General features: G+C 65.6%; 15 protein-coding genes. 11 read left to right on the plus strand and 4 right to left on the minus strand.

The window, feature by feature from the left end; all coding sequences use genetic code 11:
* Positions 1-13: 13 nt before the first annotated feature.
* From OPU66_RS02515 to OPU66_RS02550, 8 genes are all read left to right on the plus strand, one after another.
* Positions 14-1510: an O-antigen ligase family protein gene (locus tag OPU66_RS02515; protein WP_498552037.1), complete on the plus strand. Its 1497-nt coding sequence runs from the start codon at positions 14-16 to the stop codon at positions 1508-1510.
* 7 nt (positions 1511-1517) lie between these two features.
* On the plus strand, positions 1518-2258 hold the full coding sequence (locus OPU66_RS02520) for a polysaccharide biosynthesis/export family protein (protein ID WP_498552105.1): 741 nt from the start codon (positions 1518-1520) through the stop codon (positions 2256-2258).
* A 12-nt stretch (positions 2259-2270) separates the two neighbouring features.
* Positions 2271-4481, plus strand: a complete 2211-nt coding sequence (locus OPU66_RS02525; RefSeq protein ID WP_498552038.1) for a GumC family protein — start codon at positions 2271-2273, stop codon at positions 4479-4481.
* Positions 4478-5728, plus strand: a complete 1251-nt coding sequence (locus OPU66_RS02530) for a hypothetical protein (RefSeq protein WP_498552039.1) — start codon at positions 4478-4480, stop codon at positions 5726-5728. The genes OPU66_RS02525 and OPU66_RS02530 overlap by 4 nt, the downstream gene beginning before the upstream one ends.
* The gene (locus tag OPU66_RS02535; RefSeq protein ID WP_498552040.1) at positions 5725-6123 is read left to right on the plus strand and encodes a hypothetical protein; all 399 of its coding nucleotides are present in this window, start codon (positions 5725-5727) and stop codon (positions 6121-6123) included. Before OPU66_RS02530 ends, OPU66_RS02535 begins: the two co-directional genes overlap by 4 nt.
* Positions 6124-6393: 270 nt before the next feature.
* Positions 6394-7544 (plus strand): IS3 family transposase gene (locus tag OPU66_RS02540; protein ID WP_498552041.1). Its coding sequence is split into 2 segments (ribosomal slippage): positions 6394-6646 and positions 6646-7544, totalling 1152 coding nucleotides; the frame shifts between segments, so codons are not numbered across the junction.
* 253 nt (positions 7545-7797) lie between these two features.
* A complete protein-coding gene (locus tag OPU66_RS02545; protein ID WP_498552042.1) occupies positions 7798-8610 on the plus strand; it encodes a LytTR family DNA-binding domain-containing protein in 813 nt (270 codons plus the stop codon).
* A 139-nt stretch (positions 8611-8749) separates the two neighbouring features.
* Complete coding sequence (locus tag OPU66_RS02550) at positions 8750-10849, plus strand: prolyl oligopeptidase family serine peptidase (RefSeq protein WP_498552043.1); 2100 nt, start codon at positions 8750-8752, stop codon at positions 10847-10849.
* 392 nt (positions 10850-11241) lie between these two features.
* Here the strand turns inward: OPU66_RS02550 and OPU66_RS02555 are convergent, their stop codons facing one another.
* Positions 11242-13164 (minus strand): M14 family metallopeptidase, encoded by a 1923-nt coding sequence (locus tag OPU66_RS02555; RefSeq protein WP_498552044.1) that lies wholly within the window; start codon positions 13162-13164, stop codon positions 11242-11244.
* 272 nt (positions 13165-13436) lie between these two features.
* Here OPU66_RS02555 and OPU66_RS02560 point away from each other — a divergent pair, with 272 nt between their 5' ends.
* From OPU66_RS02560 to OPU66_RS02570, 3 genes are read left to right on the plus strand one after another with little or no spacing between them, the layout of a single operon-like run.
* Positions 13437-13871 (plus strand): Fur family transcriptional regulator, encoded by a 435-nt coding sequence (locus OPU66_RS02560; RefSeq protein ID WP_498552045.1) that lies wholly within the window; start codon positions 13437-13439, stop codon positions 13869-13871.
* Complete coding sequence (locus OPU66_RS02565) at positions 13868-15004, plus strand: CobW family GTP-binding protein (protein WP_498552046.1); 1137 nt, start codon at positions 13868-13870, stop codon at positions 15002-15004. The genes OPU66_RS02560 and OPU66_RS02565 overlap by 4 nt, the downstream gene beginning before the upstream one ends.
* Before the next feature lie 58 nt (positions 15005-15062).
* Positions 15063-16394 (plus strand): alkaline phosphatase PhoX, encoded by a 1332-nt coding sequence (locus tag OPU66_RS02570; protein WP_498552047.1) that lies wholly within the window; start codon positions 15063-15065, stop codon positions 16392-16394.
* A gap of 51 nt (positions 16395-16445) precedes the next feature.
* Here OPU66_RS02570 and OPU66_RS02575 read toward each other — a convergent pair whose 3' ends face one another.
* From OPU66_RS02575 to OPU66_RS02585, 3 genes are all read right to left on the minus strand, one after another.
* Positions 16446-17558 carry a copper chaperone PCu(A)C domain-containing protein gene (locus OPU66_RS02575; protein WP_498552048.1) on the minus strand — a complete coding sequence of 371 codons (1113 nt, stop codon included), beginning with the start codon at positions 17556-17558 and terminating at the stop codon, positions 16446-16448.
* Between the two features lie 125 nt (positions 17559-17683).
* Positions 17684-18043, minus strand: coding sequence for a copper resistance CopC family protein (locus OPU66_RS02580; protein WP_498552049.1), 360 nt, complete (start codon positions 18041-18043; stop codon positions 17684-17686).
* On the minus strand, positions 18040-19191 hold the full coding sequence (locus OPU66_RS02585; protein ID WP_498552050.1) for an MbnH family di-heme enzyme: 1152 nt from the start codon (positions 19189-19191) through the stop codon (positions 18040-18042). The genes OPU66_RS02580 and OPU66_RS02585 overlap by 4 nt, the downstream gene beginning before the upstream one ends.
* Between the last annotated feature and the right edge of the window lie 29 nt (positions 19192-19220).

The raw sequence follows: 19220 nt of genomic DNA on the forward strand, positions 1-19220 counted from the left end.
GTATCGGTCAGGCGTGCTTTCTTCTATCGACGGTCCGATGCTCGGGAATAATTTCGTTCGTGGGGCCTTTCGCGATCACATCGCCTTGGTCTTGCTTGTTGTCTTGCTGGTCGTGCTTCTGTTCGCCGGGGGCGCGTCCCGAGCCGATGTGCTCGGTCAGGTGGTTGTGCGCGCCGTTGCCTGGGCGACGCTCGCTGCCGCCCTGCTGCTTGGGGTGCGCCCGCGGTTTGTCGAGTTCAAGCCGCTGCTGATCATCTTGGGCGCGACCGCAGCACTGCCGCTTCTGCATCTCGTCCCTCTGCCCCCTGCGTTGTGGCAGGCGCTGCCGGGTCGCGAACCGGCGATCGAAATCACCGCTCTTCTGGGCAAGGGGGATGAGTGGCGCGCCTTTTCGCTGGTGCCTGATGGCACAATCAACGCCCTTTTTTCCTTGTCCGTGCCATTCGTCGTGCTGACCCTGGTTGCGGGCATGCGTGAGGCTGAGCGCGCGTGGTTGCCAACCGTTCTGCTGTTGCTCGTGACGATTTCTATGCTGATCGGCCTGCTTCAGTTTTCCGGAGTTGGGGTGGGTAACCCGCTCATCAACGACTCCCGCTATCATGTCAGCAGCACCTTTGCGAACCGCAACCATTTCGCCCTGTTCCTTGCGGTGGGTGCCTTGGTCGCGCCGATATGGGCTTTCGGAAGCACGGGCGGAGAGCGTGCTGCGTCTTCGCGCCGTTCTGAAGCCGGGCGGGCCCGCGCATCGCGGCCAAGCCGCCGGCGGCGCGCGTCAGGGCCGATTGCGTCGTGGCGGATGCCGGTTGCGCTCGGCCTGGTCCTGCTTTTCGGCCTCGCGATCCTCGCAACCGGCTCTCGGGCCGGGATGCTCGTCGGCGCAATATCGATCATTGCGGGGCTGTTCATCGTGCGCCGCCCGGCGATTCAAATGATGATGAACGCCCCGCGCTGGGCGTTCCCGGCCGCCATCGCTGGTCTCGGCGCCATTGTCGCAATGGTTGTTCTGGTCGCGGTGATTACCGGGCGCGCCGCTTCGATCGAGCGTGCGCTGACTTTGGATGTCGGTCAGGATCTGCGGTTCGAGGCTCTGCCAGTCGCGCTTGACATGATCCGTCAATATTTTCCCGCCGGTTCGGGATTTGGGAGCTTTGATCCCGTTTTTCGGATCGCCGAGCCCTTTGCGATGCTGCGGACGACCTACTTCAATCATGTCCATAATGACTTTGTCGAGGTTGCGATCGAGGGCGGGCTGCCCGCGGTTCTGGTGCTGGCGGCGGCGCTGGCGTGGTGGGTGCGAGCGACCTGGCGCAGCTGGCGGCAAGGTGTGCCGGACGCGCTCGCCAGAGCCGGATCCGTCGCGATTTTGGCTATTCTGATTGCCAGCATTTTCGACTATCCGGCGCGGACGCCCATGATCATGGCGGTGATCGTCATTGTGGCCTCTTGGCTTTGTGTTCCTCCCCGGACACCCGAGGCCTCGGCTTTACCCTCTTCCCCTTCGCAACTATGAAGTGACGATGGCTTTCAATGTGAAAAACTCAACGGGCCTGCGCCTCGTTTGTCTTGGTCTGACCGGCGCATTGCTGCTTGCGGGCTGTGCCGGCAGGCGGGCCATCTTGCCGAGTGAGCGGCTGACCGTGCTCGACGGGCGCTCGGTTCTTCCGCCTCCGGGGCGCGACGATCTGATTGCGGCCGACAGGCCGGCGCTGATCGGGCCACTCGACACGATCCAGGTCGATGTGTTTTCCGTGCCGGACCTTGCGCGCGAGCTGCAGGTGGACGCCAGCGGTCGCGTGGCGATGCCCCTGGCCGGCACGATTGATGCGCGCGGCACGACGGCAGAGGAGCTGGCGGCCAAGATCGACGCGGCGCTGCGCGCGCGAGGCGTCCGCGAACCTCAGGTGACCGTGAACATCAAGGCTTCGGTGAGCCAGGTGGTCACGATCGATGGTCAGGTGGCCGAGCCGGGTCTGTATCCGGTGACCAATCAGATGACGTTGATGCGTGTCGTCGCGTCCGCAAAAGGGCTCAACGAGTTTGCCCGGGTCGATGACGTCGTCATCCTGCGCACGGTCGGGGAAAAGCGGATGGCGGGCCTGTACAATCTGGCGGCCATCCGGCGCGGCGCCTATGACGACCCGTCCGTCTATGCCAATGATGTGATCATCGTTGGGGATTCCCCGCAGCGACGGCTGTTCCGCGATTTTGTCGCCCTTGCGCCACTCCTCGCAGCACCACTGATTGCCGTGCTGCAATAAGGTCCGGTTTCAATGAACGTGATTGCCTCAAATATGCTGGACGGCCTGTCGCCGGCGGTGACGGTCGGCGGGCACCAGCCCAATCTGGCAGAGCCGGTTCCGCTTATCCGTCGTTATCTCCGGATCGCGACGAAGTGGCGGTACGCGATCCTCGGCTCGATCGTTGCGTGCGTGATGATCGGCCTTGTCGTGACGCTGCTGATGACGCCGCGCTACACTGCGACCGCGCAGATCGAGATTTCGCGCGAAGCCAACCAGGTTACCAACTTTCAAGGCATCGAGCGCGAAACCAGCGTCGCCGATCAGGAATTCTACCAGACCCAATATGGTCTTTTGCAGTCGCGATCGCTGTCCGAGAGGGTGGCGCTCCAGCTGCGACTGGTTGACGATCCTCAGTTTTTCGAGCGCTTCTCGGTGGCGCAGGACGATCCGGCATTTGAGTTGATCAACGGCCGCTATCCGCCGTCCGGGCGCGCGACGCGCCAGCGCATCGCCGGCGAGGTCCTGCTCAAGAATCTGCAGGTCGCGCCGATCAGGCTGTCGCGTCTGGTCGATCTTCATTTTACAAGCCCGGATGCGGGCTTTTCGGTGCGGGTCGCCAATGCCTGGGCCGAAAACTTCATCCAGACCAACCTCGAGCGGAAGATTCAGGCGACGTCCTATGGGCGCGATCTGCTGCAACGCGAACTGGCCCAGGCCAAGGACAAGCTTGACGAGTCCCAGCGTCAGCTTGTCGCCTATGCCTCGCGCCAGAGGATCATCAATCTTCCCAGCCAGGCCAACGGCAATGGCACGACGTCCGAGCGTTCGATCGTCGCGGACGAGCTCGCCGCGTTGAACGCCGCCCTGTCGGAGGCGGTTGCCGACCGTATCCAGGCCGAGGCCCGGTTTAGGCAGGCTGGCGCTGGCGGCGCGTCGAACGAGGCGCTGCGCAACCCCGCGATCAACGGCATGCGGCAGCGCCGCGCCGAATTGTCGGCCGAATATGAAAAGCTGCTCGTGCAGTTCGAGCCTGAATTTCCGCAGGCCCGGGCGCTCAAGTCGCAGCTTGACCAGATCGACCGGTCGATCCGGCGCGAGGAGAGCCGCGTATCGAGCACGCTGCAAGCGGAATATGCCCAGGCCGACGAGCGGGAGCGCGCTCTTCGCCAGCGTGTTGAGCAGCTCAAAGGCAGTTTCCTTGAGGTCAGGCGTCGGTCGATCCAGTACAACATCTACCAGCAGGAGGTGGATACCAACCGTGCGTTGTACGATGGCCTGCTCCAGCGCTTCAAAGAGATCGGCGTTGCAGGCGGGGTGGGCGTCAACAACATTTCGGTCGTCGATCCGGCCGACACGCCCCAGCGTCCGTCCAGTCCGCGGTTGATCCTGAACCTGCTGGCCTCCTTGTTTGCCGGTATCGTCATGGGTGGGGCTCTTGCGTTCGCGCTCGAGCAGATCGACGAAGCCATTGCAGACCCGGGCGAGGTGCAGCGACTTCTTGGCTTGCCGCTGCTCGGCACTGTGCCGAAGGTGGACGGCGGCAGCCCGGAAGAAGCGTTGCTCGACCGCAAGTCGGATCTGGTCGATGCGTATCTGGCGATCCAGACCAATCTCGGCTTTACGAGCGAGCAAGGGGTGCCCCGGACGCTTGCGGTTACGTCGACGCGCCCGGCCGAGGGCAAGTCGACGACCGCCCTGTCGATCGCAACCATGCTGGCGCGTGCAGGCAAGAACGTGATCCTGATCGATGGCGATATGCGTTCGCCGTCGGTCCATCATCTTGGCGGCGTCGGCCATGACCATGGGCTGAGCAACTTCCTGTCGGGTCAGGATGCGATCGAGCCATTGACATTCGCCATGCGCGACCTTGGTTTCACCGCCATGTCGGCCGGGCCGATCCCGCCCAACGCGGCCGAGCTGCTTACAGGCAACCGGCTTGGGCTGCTGCTGACGCGCTTGCTTGAGACCTATGACCATGTGGTCGTCGACTCGCCGCCGGTGATGGGGCTCGCCGATGCTCCGCTGATCGCCAGCCGGGTGGAGGGTGTGGTCTATGTTGTTGAGTCGCACGGCATTCGCTCAAGCCTTGTGAAGACTGCTCTGGGCCGGCTGACGGCCGCGAATGCACGCCTTGTCGGCTGTGTGCTGACAAAGTTCGAAGCGCGTAAGGCGCATTACGGCTATGGCTATGAATATGGCTATGGCTATGGCCGGGACAGCCGCGCCGAGACGGCGCGGTGAGCCTGTCGCGCGGCACTGTCGGCGCGCCGCTTCCCCGCAGCGCATGGGCGTTGCGGATCGTGCTTGCGGTCTTGGCGGTGATCGCGGGATACATTGCGTGCACCCACAGTCTCGCGACGGTCTTGCGCGCCAAAGCGCCGGACCAGGCTTATCGTATTGCGCCGTGGCATGCCCGGGTCGCCGCTCAGTATTCGGCACTAAAGCTCGGCAACGGGACCGATAGCGCCGATCGGGCGGCGGCGGCATCGCTCGCCTCGCTGGCGTTGCTGCATGATCCAACCGCGGTGCCGGCCGTTGTCACTTTGGGCCTTTCAGCCGATATCGACAAGAACCCGTCCCGGGCTCGTGCGCTGTTTGCGTATTCGGACCGCATCTCGCGTCGCGACCTCAACACCCGCCTTTGGCTGATCGAGGATGCGGTCAGGCGAGAACGTATCGATGAGGCGCTCGGGCATTATGACACAGCGCTGCGAACATCTCGCACGGCGGTGGCGATCCTTTACCCCATTCTTGCGACAGCCAGCACCGATCCGGCCATCGCGCGCGCGCTTGCCGGCAAGTTGGCAAAAAACCCGCCATGGGCAGAAGGGTTTGTCGGGTATCTGGCCGGGAATACACCCGATCCGGTCGCAACCGCAGCCCTCTTCCGTACTTTGTCGAGCCAGATTGCCGTCGCCGAGAGTGCGAGCGCAGCGGTGATCCAGGCCCTGGTCCGCGACAGAAAGTTCGATGAGGCGTGGCGTTACTTCTTGTCCATCCGGCCAGATACCCCCCGAAACCAGTCCCGTGATCCCAAATTTGGGGCAAACATTGTTTACCCCACGGTATTTGATTGGGTTACCGTCACGGGGGATCGGGGCGTTTCGGCAACCGTCGCGCGCTCTGACCGGCACGGTATGATCGATTTTTCCGCGCCGGCTACTGCGGGCGGCGCTGCCGTGCAACAGTTGCTGTTGCTGCAGCCCGGCGCTTATCAGCTGCGCGGCCACAGCATCGGGGTCGAGCAGTCGGATCGTGCCCGTCCCTATTGGACGCTGGTATGTGCTGATGGTCGAGAGCTGGGCCGAGTTGACATACCGAATTCGAGCAGCGCCGATGGCCGGTTTGCCGGGCAGTTCACTGTTCCGTCCGCATGTTCGGCGCAGTATCTGCGCCTGGTCGTGCGGCCGTCAAATGCCGTCGGCGGCGTTGCTGGCCAGATTGATTATGTCGTGCTGGCGCCGATCGATCGGGACCCTGTGAGATGACGACTGGTTATCGCCTTGGCCGGAGCCTCGTGCGGCGGCAAACTTTCATTTGGGCAGCTTCGGTTCTGTTGCTGTGGGGCGGAGGCTTGGGCCATGCAATGGCGCAGGCTATCGCGCCGCCTGTTGAAGCCGAGCCGATTGACCCGAGCATTTATCGTCCGGCACCGCCACGGGCTGCGACCACCCAGGGCGAAATTGGTCGTTTTGGCCGCCGCCAGAATGCGGCCGAGCTTTCCAATCGTGCGGGCATCAAAGCCGTCGGCCGGCTGGAACGCCGCATCGAGTCACGGATTGCGACACGGATCGAGACACGGATTGAGCGCGATCAACTCCTCCGTCCGCGGGACTCCGTCAGGGAAAAAAAGGCAGATAAGCCCGTTGCCCGTCGGCGGTAGTGCCGATTCCGTCTGTCACCGGATCACCACACGATTGCCGGAGGCCGTTTAGGCCAGCGGGGGCAAGCGGCGTGTTCAGGCCGTGACCTGAGGAAAGCGCTTACGGTCATTGTGGACTCGCCGAACGCATGACCCCCGAATTCGGGCGCCTGAGCGTCGCCAACGATATCAGCGCCCGATTATCCCCTCGACGCATGTAGTGAGTTCTGACGTGCTCCCCTGAAATGTGACCGCTTTTTGGTAGGGTCTGACGCAAGGAGTCGGACTAGAATGAAGCGAAGCAGGTTCAACGAAGAGCAGATCATTGCGATCTTGAAGGAGCAGGAAGCTGGCATGGCGACAGCGGAGGTCTGCCGTCGGCATGGGATCAGCTCTGCGACGTTCTACAAGTGGAAGTCGAAGTTCGGCGGTCTGGATGTGTCTGAGGCCCGCCGGCTGCGATCCCTTGAAGAGGAGAACTCGCGGCTCAAGAAGCTCTTGGCCGAGGCCATGCTGGACAATGCCGTGTTGAAGGATCTGGCATCAAAAAAATGGTAACGCCCGGCGCCAAGCGGGAAGCCGTCGCCCATGCCCGGGAGCATCACGGGTTGAGCGAGCGTCGGGCGTGTGCACTGGTTGGTGTGAGCCGCAGGGTGATCCGTTACGAGCCCACAAGGCCGGATGACGGGGCTCTGCGGCAAAGGTTGCGCGAGCTGGCGGCGGAGCGTCGCCGGTTCGGCTATCGCCGCCTGGGCTATCTGCTGGCGCGGGAGGGCATCACACCCAACCACAAGAAGATGCTGCGCATCTATCGCGAGGAAGGACTGCGCGTGCGGCGCCGTGGCGGCCGGAAACGGGCATTGGGCACGCGCAGGCCAATGGTGCTGCCGGACGGCCCGAACCAGCGTTGGAGCCTCGACTTCGTCTCTGACAGCCTGATCTGCGGCCGGCGCTTCCGCATCCTGTGCGTGGTCGATGACTACACGCGGGAGTGCCTGGCGCTCGTGGCCGATACGTCGCTGTCGGGGGCTCGGGTGGTTCGGGAGCTGACCGGCCTGATGGGCAACCGCGGCAAGCCGCACACGGTGGTCAGCGATAATGGCACCGAACTGACATCGTCGGCCATCCTGCGCTGGTCGCAGGAGCGGCGGGTCGAGTGGCACTACATCGCGCCGGGCAAGCCGATGCAGAACGGCTTCGTCGAGAGCTTCAACGGACGCCTGCGGGACGAGTGCCTCAACGAGACGTTGTTCACCTCGCTGGCCCATGCCCGGTTCGTGCTGGCCGCCTGGCGGCACGATTACAATACGGTCAGGCCGCACTCCAAACTGGGCGGGAAGACCCCCGCCGAGATCGCCGGCCAACGTGTCTGGGGGCATGCCCCCAGACACGTTGCCAACCCATCAAACAACCATCATCAAGGAGCCAGACTCTACCTCTGACTGGTAACAATCAGGGGAGCACGTCAACTCAAATGAAACTGCTTCCGGAAAACCCGGGACGCTTCATAGCCAGCCGGTGAAATCAATGTCCGGTTCCGCCTCATCCCGCCACGCTGCTTTAGGGACCGCGGATAGGCCCAGCTCATGGCCGGTGACGGGCGGGAAAAATGTTTGAAAATCGATGATGGCGCGTGACGCCTGTGTAAGGCTGTGAGAGCTGTCGGAGGGGTGGTATCTGGCGAGGATGCTGAACGTGCGGGACCCTGACGCGAAGCCCAGCGAAACTCTGCCGCCACCGAGCCCGCTGACACTCTGGCTGTGCGCATCGGCCGGGGTCTGGGCGCTGTATCTGCTGGTGTTTCTGCAGGTGCCGGGCAATGGCTTTGCCCATTCCGCGCTCATCGCGCTTGTGAACGTCGCGCCGCTCGCGGTTCTGGCAGCGGCGGCCTATTGGCTGATCAGGCGACACCTGATGCAATGGTCGGTCGCGGCGCAAATCATCGGCAATGTCGCGGCCGCCGCGGCTTTTGCTGTCATATGGTTCGCGCTGGTGACCTGCCTGCTGGCGGTCATGAATGCGCTGATATCGGGCGGTGCGCTGGATTTCACCGGCTTCACCGGCGGCGCATTCATCTGGCAGGCCTTGCAGGGGCTGGTGCTTTACTGGGCGGTGGCGGCCACCACCTATGCCGTGCGCGGCGGGCGGTCAGCCGCCGCGGTCACGATCGTCACCGCCCCGCCGCTCGAGCGCTACTTCACCCGGACCGGCGATGACATTGCGCCCGTTAACGTGCGCGACATCGTGCTGATTGCTGGCGCGCAGGACTATGCCGAGGTCACGACGCTCACCGGCATCCATCTGGTGCGCATGAGCCTTGGCGAGTTCGAACAGCGGCTCGATCCGGCGCGGTTCATCAGGGTGCATCGCTCGCACATCATCAATATCGACCATCTCGATCATGCCGAGCCTGCCGGCGGCGGGCGGCTGGTCGCGCATATGGCGACAGGGGCGATCGTCGCGATGAGCCGCACGGGCTCGCAGGCGCTCCGACAATTGATCGTCTGACAGGCCCGTTTGCGGGCCCGATGTGCCCGTTCATGGCAAAATCCCCCTGCAAATGGCCAGAACGGCGATCAGGCGGCTCCTTCGTGAATGGAGCCCTGCACCGATGCCTCCTCCCGCCGCAGCACCCAGCCGCCGTATTGTGATCAAGGGCCTGTCGGGGGCCGGACTGTTGGCGGGCATGCCGTTGATCCCGGTTCTGGCGAAGGAACGGGCCGCATCCGGCGCGCGCACCCGTGTGGTCCACGGCGTGACCATCACCGATCCCTTTGGCTGGCTGGACGAGGCTGCGCTCGATGATCCGCAGGTCGCGCAGCTTATGGAAGAGCTTGCTGCCGCCTCCGAACGGGTCATGGCCCCGCTTGACGGACTGGTGAAGACGCTGCTCGCCGAAGCCGATGCGGCGGTCCCTCCCGTGCGCCCACCTGCGCCAGTTTGGGATGGCGACTATGGCTATTGGAGCCAATGGGAGGCAGGCGGAAGGCAGCTTTGGCGCGTTGACCGCATGGGCGGCAAACGGCAGCTTCTGCTCGATGCCGCCGAGCACGGTGCCGATGGCCGTCCGATCGGAGAGTTCGCGGCCTGGGGCCTGTCAGACGATGGGACCATGCTTGCCTTTGCCGTTCTCGATACGCCCGAAATCTACACCGTCCGGTTCAAGAGCCTTACGACGGGTCGGCTGCTGGGCGATACGATCCGGAACGTCGGGGTGTCCATCACCTCGGAGCGTCTGGTCTGGACCGCCGACAGCCGAGGGATCATCTACAATGAAGTCGATGCATCAGGCCGAGCGTGGCGAGCGCGGGTCTATTGGCTGGGTGAGCCGCAAAATGCGGGGCCAGTGCTGTTCACTGAGACCGATCCTGCTTTCTTCGTCGAGATCCGCCAGACAACGTCCGGCCGATTTGCCCTGATCAACACCGGACAGACCTCTGCCGAGGAGGTTTGGCTGCTCGACCGCGCAAAGCCCGAGACACCCCGGCCTGTCAGTCTCCGCAGGGCAGGCCGCACCTATGTCGTCGATCACGGCGGCGGTGAGATGCTCGACATGCTCACCAACGACACGCATCCCAATTTCCGCCTTGTCACCGCGCCACTGGCGCAGCCGGATCGCTGGCGCGAGGTGCTGCCCGCACAGGATCGCACCGGCATGACATGGCATCAGGCTTTCCGGCGTCATCTGGTGCTGGCCGAGCGCCATGAAGGCGCAAGCCGGGTGCGGGTGCTCGACCGGGAAGCAGGGACATGGCGGATCGTGAACTTTCCGGAGGCTGTCACGGTGGCCGGGTTCGATCGCTGGACCGCCGGACCGGAAGCCAACCGCGAACCCGATCCGGACAGGCTCCGGCTCGGGGTGGAAAGTTTCACCGCGCCCAAGGCCCTGTCCGAATACAGCTTCGCCGATGGAACCCTCGCACCGCTCGCGCCGGCCTCAGGCCCGCCCCGAGGCTTCGTCGCCGAACGGCTGTTCGCGAACGCGCCCGACGGCACGATCATCCCGATGTCGATGATCCGGCCGCGCGGACAATCCCTGCGCGGCGCGGTGCTTTACGGTTACGGTGCCTATGGCATTCCGCAAAATCCCGATTTCGATCCGCAACGCTTCAGCTTGCTGACGCGCGGGGTCGCCTATGTCATCGCCCATGTGCGCGGCGGCGGCGATCTGGGCGGGGCATGGCACGAGGCAGGCCGCGGGGAGCGGCGCGGGCAGCCGATTGAGGATTTCATCGCCTGCGCCCGCGCGCTGACCGCGCAGGGGATCGTGCCGGCCGGAAAGCTGGTCAGCTCGGGCTCATCGGCCGGAGGCTGGCTGGTCGGCGCGGCACTGAACCGCGCGCCCGATTTGTGGGCCGGGGTGATGGCCAATGTGCCGTTTCTCGATGTGCTGACTGGTCTCCTCGATACGCGCACAGCAGCCTCTGCCGCCGACCGATCGGAAGTCGGCGATGTGGCGGGCGATCCGGCTGCCTTTGGACGGGTGCTGCGACTATGCGCCTACCAGAACCTTCCTGACCGGAAGCTGCCGCCAGTCTATCTGACCGCCTCGCTCGCCGATGTGCGCATCCCCTGGCAGGGCGTGCTCAAATATGTCGCCCGCCTGCGCGCGGCGCATCCCGAGAACCGGCTGGCGCTCAGACTGGATCGGGACGGCAATCACTGGGCCCCGGCTGATCCCATGACAGCCAGACGGTGGCAGGCAGAACGCATTGCCTTCACACTCAGTGCGCTGGGGATCGTGTGACGGCCAGAACCAAAGCGGTTTGCCGCTGCCGGGGCTGGCGTAGTGACCGCAACGAGGGGCGGCCACATTGCGCGATCGGCAACAAGCCGCCGATATCGCTGCTGAACCGGTCGACGGCACATGGCCCGCCGCTGCCGGTAAAAGCTGGATGAAGGCCGGCCAGTGGTCCGACAACGCGGAGCAGCTCATGTGCAGGCCAGGCTCTTACTGCGCGTGAAGGAAAATCAGGGGGAGCATGTCAGCATTGAACCGGAGAACCGCTGCAAAGAATAGGGCACTGAGTGTGCCGTGGTGTGGCCTAAGGTCTTTGAGCCGGCCTGCTGCATGGCTCATCGCGTGGACCGCGCCGAGCCCTTTGATGAATGCGAGCGCGGCTTCCGTCGAGGCCATCATCACCCCCCAGCGCGTCTGCCGGTCATTGCCGTTGACTGCACCGGCTGCCGCCGATCGGGGCCGAGTTCGCGCCCCACGGGATAGAGGAGGTAGCGCGCGTCGGCATAAGGGGAGCGCTCGTAGAACCACGCCAGACGCGCTTCGGGATCGTTGGCGAATGCCGGATCCATGCGCAACCGCGTCTCGAACGCCTCGCGCAAGGCTGGATCGGCCGCCAGCATCCGTTCGGCCATCGGCGCGATCACATAGCCTTCCATATATTCGGTGCGCTGCAGGATTTCGGGGAAATAGTTCCACGCCAGCAGCGACTCCGGGCTTTCCGGCTCCAGCAGCGCTGCGGCGAGCAGGCCGAGGGGCTGGTCGGCCGGCACGCGGACCGATCCTGCCGGATAATGCTCCTCGCGCCATTCATGGGTCAGGCGCGCGTCGAGCGGCACATGCCCTTCATTGGCGGGCCTGAATCCGGGTTCGGCAAGCCGGACCATGTCGAGACGGAGCGTTCGCGGGGTGGCGATCCGTTCATAGGCGATGCCGTGCAGGTCGAGCCGCTCGATCACCTTGTCGGCCTCGGCCGGCACCCACCATGCTGCCGGCAACCGCACACTTTGCGCCGGTGCCTCGCCGAACACCGGCATTTTCAGGCGGACCGGGCGGCCGAGCCAGCGGATTTCGTCGCGTCCCGATACCGGCGAGCGGAACATCTCATGGGCGACACCCCGAAAATCGACGGTGTAGATCGGGTCGGTCAGCCTTTGCCATTTGACCACCAGCTCCGCCGGCCGTTGCTGCCGGTCGGCCGCGATCGCGGTGCGCAGCGCGGCGGCCTCGGCCCCCGCAAGGCGCAGTACTTCCTCGACGAGGATGTAGGTGCCGAGCACGCGTTGCCGGTAGGGCTTGAGCGCGTGCGTCTCGACCAGCACCGTGGGCATGCGGCGGAAATCGCCATAGCCGGTGGAGTAGCGCGGGCTTTCCGGGTCGTGAAGGATGCCGCGGGCCGGGTCGCGATTGTCGACCGCGCTGACATAATAGCCCGGCACATGGCCATGCCGGACAAGGGCGGCATCGACCGCCGGACGCAGCCGCTGATCAAGCCAGCGGCCGATGGCGGGCGCCGTCGCATACAGCCCGCGCCAGCCGGCAAAGGCGTAGGTGATGTCATATTGGTAATCGGTGCCATCGGTCACGTGCAGATCGAGATACAGGACCGGATCGAGGCGGCGGATGAGGCCGAGCATCGCCCGCATTTCCGGACTGTCGGCCTTCAGATAGTCGCGGTTGAGATTGAGGTTCTGGGCCGTGGTCCGCCAGCCTTGGCTGTTCGGGCCGCGCTGGTTGGGGCGGCTCCAGGCAGAGGATCGTTCATGGCCGTCGGCGTTGAAGATCGGCACAAACACCAGGTCGACGCTGTCAAGCAGCCCCTCCTTGCCGCGCAGTGCAATGTCGCGCAGCAGCATCAGCCCGGCATCCTTGCCGTCAATCTCTCCCGAATGGATGCCGGCCTGGACGAGGACGACCGGCTTCCCGCCATCGCCCTTGCGCGCCCGCACGGCATAAAGTTCGCGGCCCCGGGCGGTCCGGCCGAAGCTTTCAATCGACAGAAGGGGGGATGAAGCGACCAGTCGGTCGAGCCATGCCCGCGTCGCGGCATAGTCGGGCGTGTCGGCGAAACCCGAGGCTTCTGCCGGGGTGATCCATGGATCATCGGCGGCGACGACCAGCGCCTCGCTGCGGCCGGACCATGGCAAGGCCGGGGGCAGGGGGGCCGGCAGATGGGCGGACGGAGGTTCGGACAGGGGCTTCGCCGCCGGTGCCGGCAATGGCGGCTGGAGGGACGGCGCGTACGGCGCGGCGACACCCGGGCCGGCCACTCCAAGCAGCCCGGCGAACCACGCCGTCCGGGCAACGATCAGGGAAAGACGCACAGCTGAACCTCTGGCTGACGAGTGAAAAGAGACGCCGGACCGACCATGCCTGCTTGCGCGGACGGCGAACAGGCTGCTTGCCGGTCTGGCGCACCGAACGAGCGTTGCCAGCGGCGGCAGGCGGCCGCCAGACGATTAAAAATGGCCGCAGGCGGCCGCGGGAAAGGCCACGCCGCACGCCTTCCTGTCCAGCGGGCGAAATCAACGCCCGGGCAGTTTCGGGCCTGGCAGGATATCTTGTCAAATGGTATGTTGTCACATAACATACTGCGATGCTGCAGCGAAGCCAGAGCAAAAGCCCGCAGCGCGCGCGGGGGGAACGGCTTTCGCGGGCGCTCGTCCTCGATGCTCTGGCGGGCCGGCGCACGCCGATGGGCGCCTATGCGCTGCGCGATGCGCTGAGCACGCATCTTGGCCGATCGGTGTCTCCCTTCAGCGTGTATCGGATTGTGCGGGCGCTTGAGGATGAAGGACGCATACGCCGCGTCGAATCCTCGCGTGGCTGGATGCGGGTCGAAGCGGGCGTGCCCGGCGATCTCATGCTGATCTGCTCCTGCTGCCAGGCGATCCAGCCCGTTCCCCGGCCGTCCGAGGTTGACCGGCTGCTCGATCTGGGGGCCGCCCATGGCTATGTCCGGCTCCATCTGGTGCTGGAGGTCGTGGGGCTGTGCGCCGCCTGCCAGACCGCGCGGGCGACCGGCCAGTGACGGGCGGTTCGCGCATCCCGGTCATCCTTCTCACCGGTTTTCTGGGAGCGGGAAAGACCAGCCTGTTGTCGCGGCTGCTGCGCGATCCGCGATTTTCCGACACTGCCGTCATCATCAACGAGTTTGGCGAGATCGGGCTGGACCATCTGCTGGTCGAGCATCTTCCCGACGATCCGATCGTCGAGATGACCTCGGGCTGCCTGTGCTGCACGGTGCGCGGCGACGTCCGCCGCGCCCTGCTGATGCTCCATCACCGGTCGGAGACGGGGGAGCTGCCGTTATTCTCCCGGCTGATCATCGAGACCACGGGTCTCGCCGATCCCGCGCCGATCGTCCACACGCTGCTGGCCGATCCGCGGATCGCCGCCCGGTTCATGCTGGCCGGGGTGATCACCGTCGTTGACGCGGTCAACGGGCAGGCAACGCTGGCAGCGCATGGCGAAGCGGCAAGGCAGGTGGCGATTGCCGACCGCCTGCTGATCACCAAAACCGACATGGCGGCAGGGCGCGTCGCCCTGCCGGCCTTGCGCGCCGACCTTGCACGCCGCGCGCCGGGGGCCGCCATCGCCGACACGCGCGCCCCGGACTTCGACCTGAGACATGCGGTCGACGGCCTGACCGGATTCGATGCTGCGACAAGGCCGCCCGAGGTCGTCCAGTGGCTAAATGCGGAAGCCTATGCGCAGCGCCATATCGGGCATCACCATCACCCGGGCGAGGGGCACGGCCATGGCGATGCGCACGATCATGCCCATGATCACCGCCACGACCACGCCGATGACGTGAACCGTCACTCCGACGAGATCAGTGCCTTCTGTCTGACGATCGACCAGCCGCTCGATCCGGCAGCGTTTTCGTTCGCGCTTGAGCTGCTTGCCGCCCATCAGGGGCCGGATCTGCTGCGCGTCAAGGGACTGGTGGCGATTGCCGACTATCCCGACCATCCGGTCGTCATCCACATTGTCCAGCACCTGATCGCGCCGCCGGTGCGGCTCGATGGCTGGCCCGGCGAGGATCGCCGCAGCCGCATCGTCTTCATCACGCGCAACATCGATCCGGAGCGGCTCGCCACATTCTTCGCCAACTGGACCGGCCCCGGCGCCGATGCCGAGCTGATCAGCCGGCTGGCATGACGCTGGCCTGACCGATTGTGATATGCCCCGCCCATCCACCCGCCAGCGGAGATGCGACATGAACCGCCGAGACTTTACGACGGCGCTTGCCATGGCCGCCTTTGCCGGGCTGGCCGGCTGCGCCAGCCGGGCCGGCCCGTTGGCGGCATCACCGCCAGCAGGGCTGGTGCCGGACCCTGACGGCATTCTGGATCTGCTCCCGGGCTATCGGTACCGGATCATCTCCCGGCTGGGCGACCGGATGGACGATGGCCATGTCGTCGGGGACCGCGCCGACGGCATGGGATGTTTTGCGGCCGGGCGCGGCCGTGTCATTCTGGTGCGCAATCATGAACTGGGGCCACGCCACCAGGATGCCGGCCCGTTTCATGGGCGGGCCGTGGCCGCCAGCTATGACCGGCTGGCCGACGGCACCGCGCTTCCCGGGGGCACATCGACGCTGATCTACGACGTCGCGCGCAACCGGGTCGAAGCCCAGTTCCAGAGCCTTGCCGGGACCATCCGCAACTGCGCGGGCGGGACCACGCCATGGGGCAGCTGGCTGACCTGCGAGGAGGATGTCACCCGCGCCGGGGACGGGGTGGGCAAGGACCATGGCTGGGTGTTCGAAGTGCCGGCCGCCGCGCGCGGGCTGGTTGATCCCGTGCCGCTCAAGGCGATGGGGCGGTTCAATCACGAGGCTGTGGCTGTCGATCCGGCCACCGGCATCGTCTATCTGACCGAGGATCGCAGCGACTCGCTGTTCTACCGCTTTCTGCCTGCCCGTCGCGGCCGGCTGGCCGAGGGCGGGCGGCTTCAGGCGCTTGCGCTGATGGCGGGGGACGACACCCGCAACTGGACCGGGCTTGATTTCCCGGCGCGGGCGACGCGCCCGGTGCGCTGGATCGACCTCGACGGGACCGACAGCGCCGATGACGATCTGCGCCGGCGCGGCCATGCGGCCGGGGCGGCCCGCTTTGCGCGGGGCGAGGGCATTCATTTCGGGGCGGGCGAACTTTATTTCTGCTGCACCTCAGGTGGCGCAGCAAAGCTCGGCCAGATCTTTCGCTACCGGCCCAGCCCGCAGGAAGGGCAACCGGGCGAGCGCGAGCGGCCCGGTGTTCTCGAAAACTTTGTGGAATCGACCAGCCCGGCAATGTTCAACTTCGGGGATAATCTGACGGTCGCGCCCAATGGCCATCTGGTCGTCTGCGAGGATCAATATACCGATCCCGTCGACAATCATCTGCGCGGGGTCACCCCTTCCGGCCAGGTCTATACCATCGGGCGCTGCCGCCTGCAGACCGAGCTTGCCGGTGCCTGTTTCTCGCCCGATGGACGGGTGCTGTTCGTCAATCTCTACAGCCCGGCAATGACCCTTGCCATATCGGGGCCGTGGAGAGGTTCGTAAAGCAGCCTCGCGCCCGCGACATGATCCAGCCCGACTGTCGCGGGTCTGACGTCAATGCCGGTGCGGGGCCTGATCGCCGATTTTGCCAACCTTGAGCGTGATTGAGATCGTGCCCGCGCGTTCAAAGGTCAGCGTGACCGGGACGGAGTCGCCCGCCACCAGCGGTGAATACAGGCCGGTGAACATCAGATGATGGCCACCGGGCGCCAATCTGGTGCGCTGATGCGCGGGCAGCCTGAGCGATGCGATCTTCTGCATTCTCACGATGCCGCCATTCTGCCGCGACTGGTGCAGCGTGAGCGCGTCCGCCCAGGGGCTGCTCGCGCCGATCAACCGGTCATCGGCGTCCTGGTTGTTCACGATCGTCAGGTAACCCGCGCCCGTCCCCAGGCCGGATACCGAGGCGGGCGCCCAGGCGTCGATGATCGCTACCGGGCCCTCGATGGGCGGTGGTGCGCTGGCGGCATGGTCTGTCTTGTGGGGCGACTGGAAACCTGTGAGCCAGGCAGTCGTTGCCAGGATCGCCGCGATGATCAGCAGCTCTGCGACTACGGTGCGCGCCAGCCAGCGCGCGGGCCGGCTGCCGGCGGCCAGCCGCGGGAGCAGCGCAAACCGGTTGATGCCGGCCAGTGCGAGCAGCGATGAAGAGAGCGCCGCCTTGAGCGCCAGCCCCCTGTCATAGGTCCGGCCGAGATCGACCGTCCAGTCGAGCAACATGGCTGCGGTGAGGGTCGCGGCAAGCAGCAGTGCCGCCACCACCCAGATCGCCTGGCGGCTGAACCCGGCAACCAGCAGGACATGGCGCTCATGCGGCAGGCCCGTGCCCGCCATGCGCAGCAGAACAAGGCCACCCAGCCACCATGCCGCCGCCGTGACATGCACGAGCACGGTTAGCGCACTGACCGGCCCGAGCGTGGCAGAATGGCCGACCACGGCAAAGCTGAGCAGCTGCACGATCGCGCCAACACGCATGGCGCCCGGGGCCGACAGCGCCGCGAGCATGGCACCGCCCAAAAACTGGAGCGCCAGCGCCGCGCCGACCGGCGACCATGCCACCGCGTCACGAGCGGCCGGGTCGGCAATGCCGCCCAGCCGCGCGACGAATAGCCAGGCCGTCAGTGCCGCGCACAGCATGGCGAGGCCGCCGGCGCCGCGCACCAGCATCGCGATGGCGCGGGCAGGTGACCGCGCATCGCCGGGCAGGGTCACCCCCGCGATCACAATCCCGGCGCCGCCAAGCACGGCAAGATAGCTGACGCCTCTTATGATGGCAGCGAGGATATCCAGCATCAGGGCTTTGGGACCCTCAGCACGAGAATGATGCTGCCTTCAACGACATGGCCGTCCTGCGACAGGGCGCGCCAGCGGATTTCGTTGCGGCCGCGCGCCAGACCTGGCCTGGCGGCAGAGAAGGTCCGCGCACTGCCGCCGGGCTTGAACGGCAGCGCCCGCTCGCCCGCCGCCGTGACCAGCACCAGCGATGTCAGCCGGGTCGGCTGCAGAAAGGTCAAGGTCAGGACTGGTGGCGACTGGGTGAGCACGCTGCCGCTGGCGGGGCTGGCGCGTTTGAGGGCGGTGTGCGCCAGTGCGGACGTTGCCGGCACGACGGCCATTGCGATGGCGGCGGCGATGCCGAAACCAGGGTTCATTTGCGCACCTCCTTGTTCGTCCAGGGATCCGAGAAGCGGGGGTCGGTCAGGAATTGCCGGTCCGTGAGCGATGTCAGAAAGGCGAGCAGATCCGCGCGCTCCCCGGGCGTCAGGGTAAAGCCCGGAACGAAGGAGCTTTTGAGCGGATTGGCGCGGCCGATGCCGGCATGCGGCCCGGCCGCGATCGTGCGCCCGCCGGCCGCATAATGATCGATCACCTCGTCGAGAGTCGCGATCGATCCGTCGTGCATATAGGGCGCGGTCACCGCGACATTGCGCAGGCTGGGCGCACGAAACCGGCCCATATCCTCGGGCCGGCCGGTGATCTCGGCAATGCCGATGTTTGGTGCGGGATACGCGCCCTTGCCATCCAGATTGTAAAGGCCGGTGTTGTGGAAGGCGATCTCGCCGGCCTTGTTGCGTTCATGCAGCACGGTATCGGCAAAGTTGATGCCATTGTGGCAGTGATGGCATTCCAGCCGTTCGGAGAAGAACAACGCCTCACCGCGGATCGCGCTGTCCGAAATCGCATCGACATCGCCCTCATACCGGTAGCGGTCATAGGGCGAACGCAGCGAGATGAGAGACCGCTGAAACGCCGCCAGCGCCCGCACCACGGTCGCCAGTGATATCTCGCCGCCGGTTTCGGGGAATGCGTTGGCGAACAATCGCGGGTAAATCGGCTCGGCGGCCAGCCGCCGGACCATGTCGGCTTCCCTGCCGGCAAGGCCGAGTTCCACCGGTTCCTGCCCGATCAGGGGAACAATCGCCTGCTGTTCCAGATGCTTCATCAGCGGGTTGGCCCAGGTCAGCACCGGGAAATAGGCGACATTGGCCAGCGACATGGCGTTGCGCGGCGTCTGCTGCCCGGTGACGCCCGGAGAGGTCGCCCGGCCATCGGTAAAGGCACGCGCCTGCTCATGACAGCTCGCACAGGCCATTGATCCGTCCAGCGACAGCCGCGTGTCATAGAACAGGTGCCGCCCGAGTTCGATCCTGGCCGCCGTGGTCCGGTTGGCGGCAGGCTCCATCGGCCTGGGTGCCCAGCCGGGCAGGCCGAAATCATGGGTGCTGGCGACCAGCGCGTCGATCGGGTCGAGGCCGCCCGTCCGCTGCTGCGCGTGAACGACGCTGAAGGCCAGGATCAATGCTGCCACAGCCAGGGCCAGGCGGGATG

The sequence above is a fragment of the Sphingomonas sp. URJC2 genome (assembly GCF_059803575.1).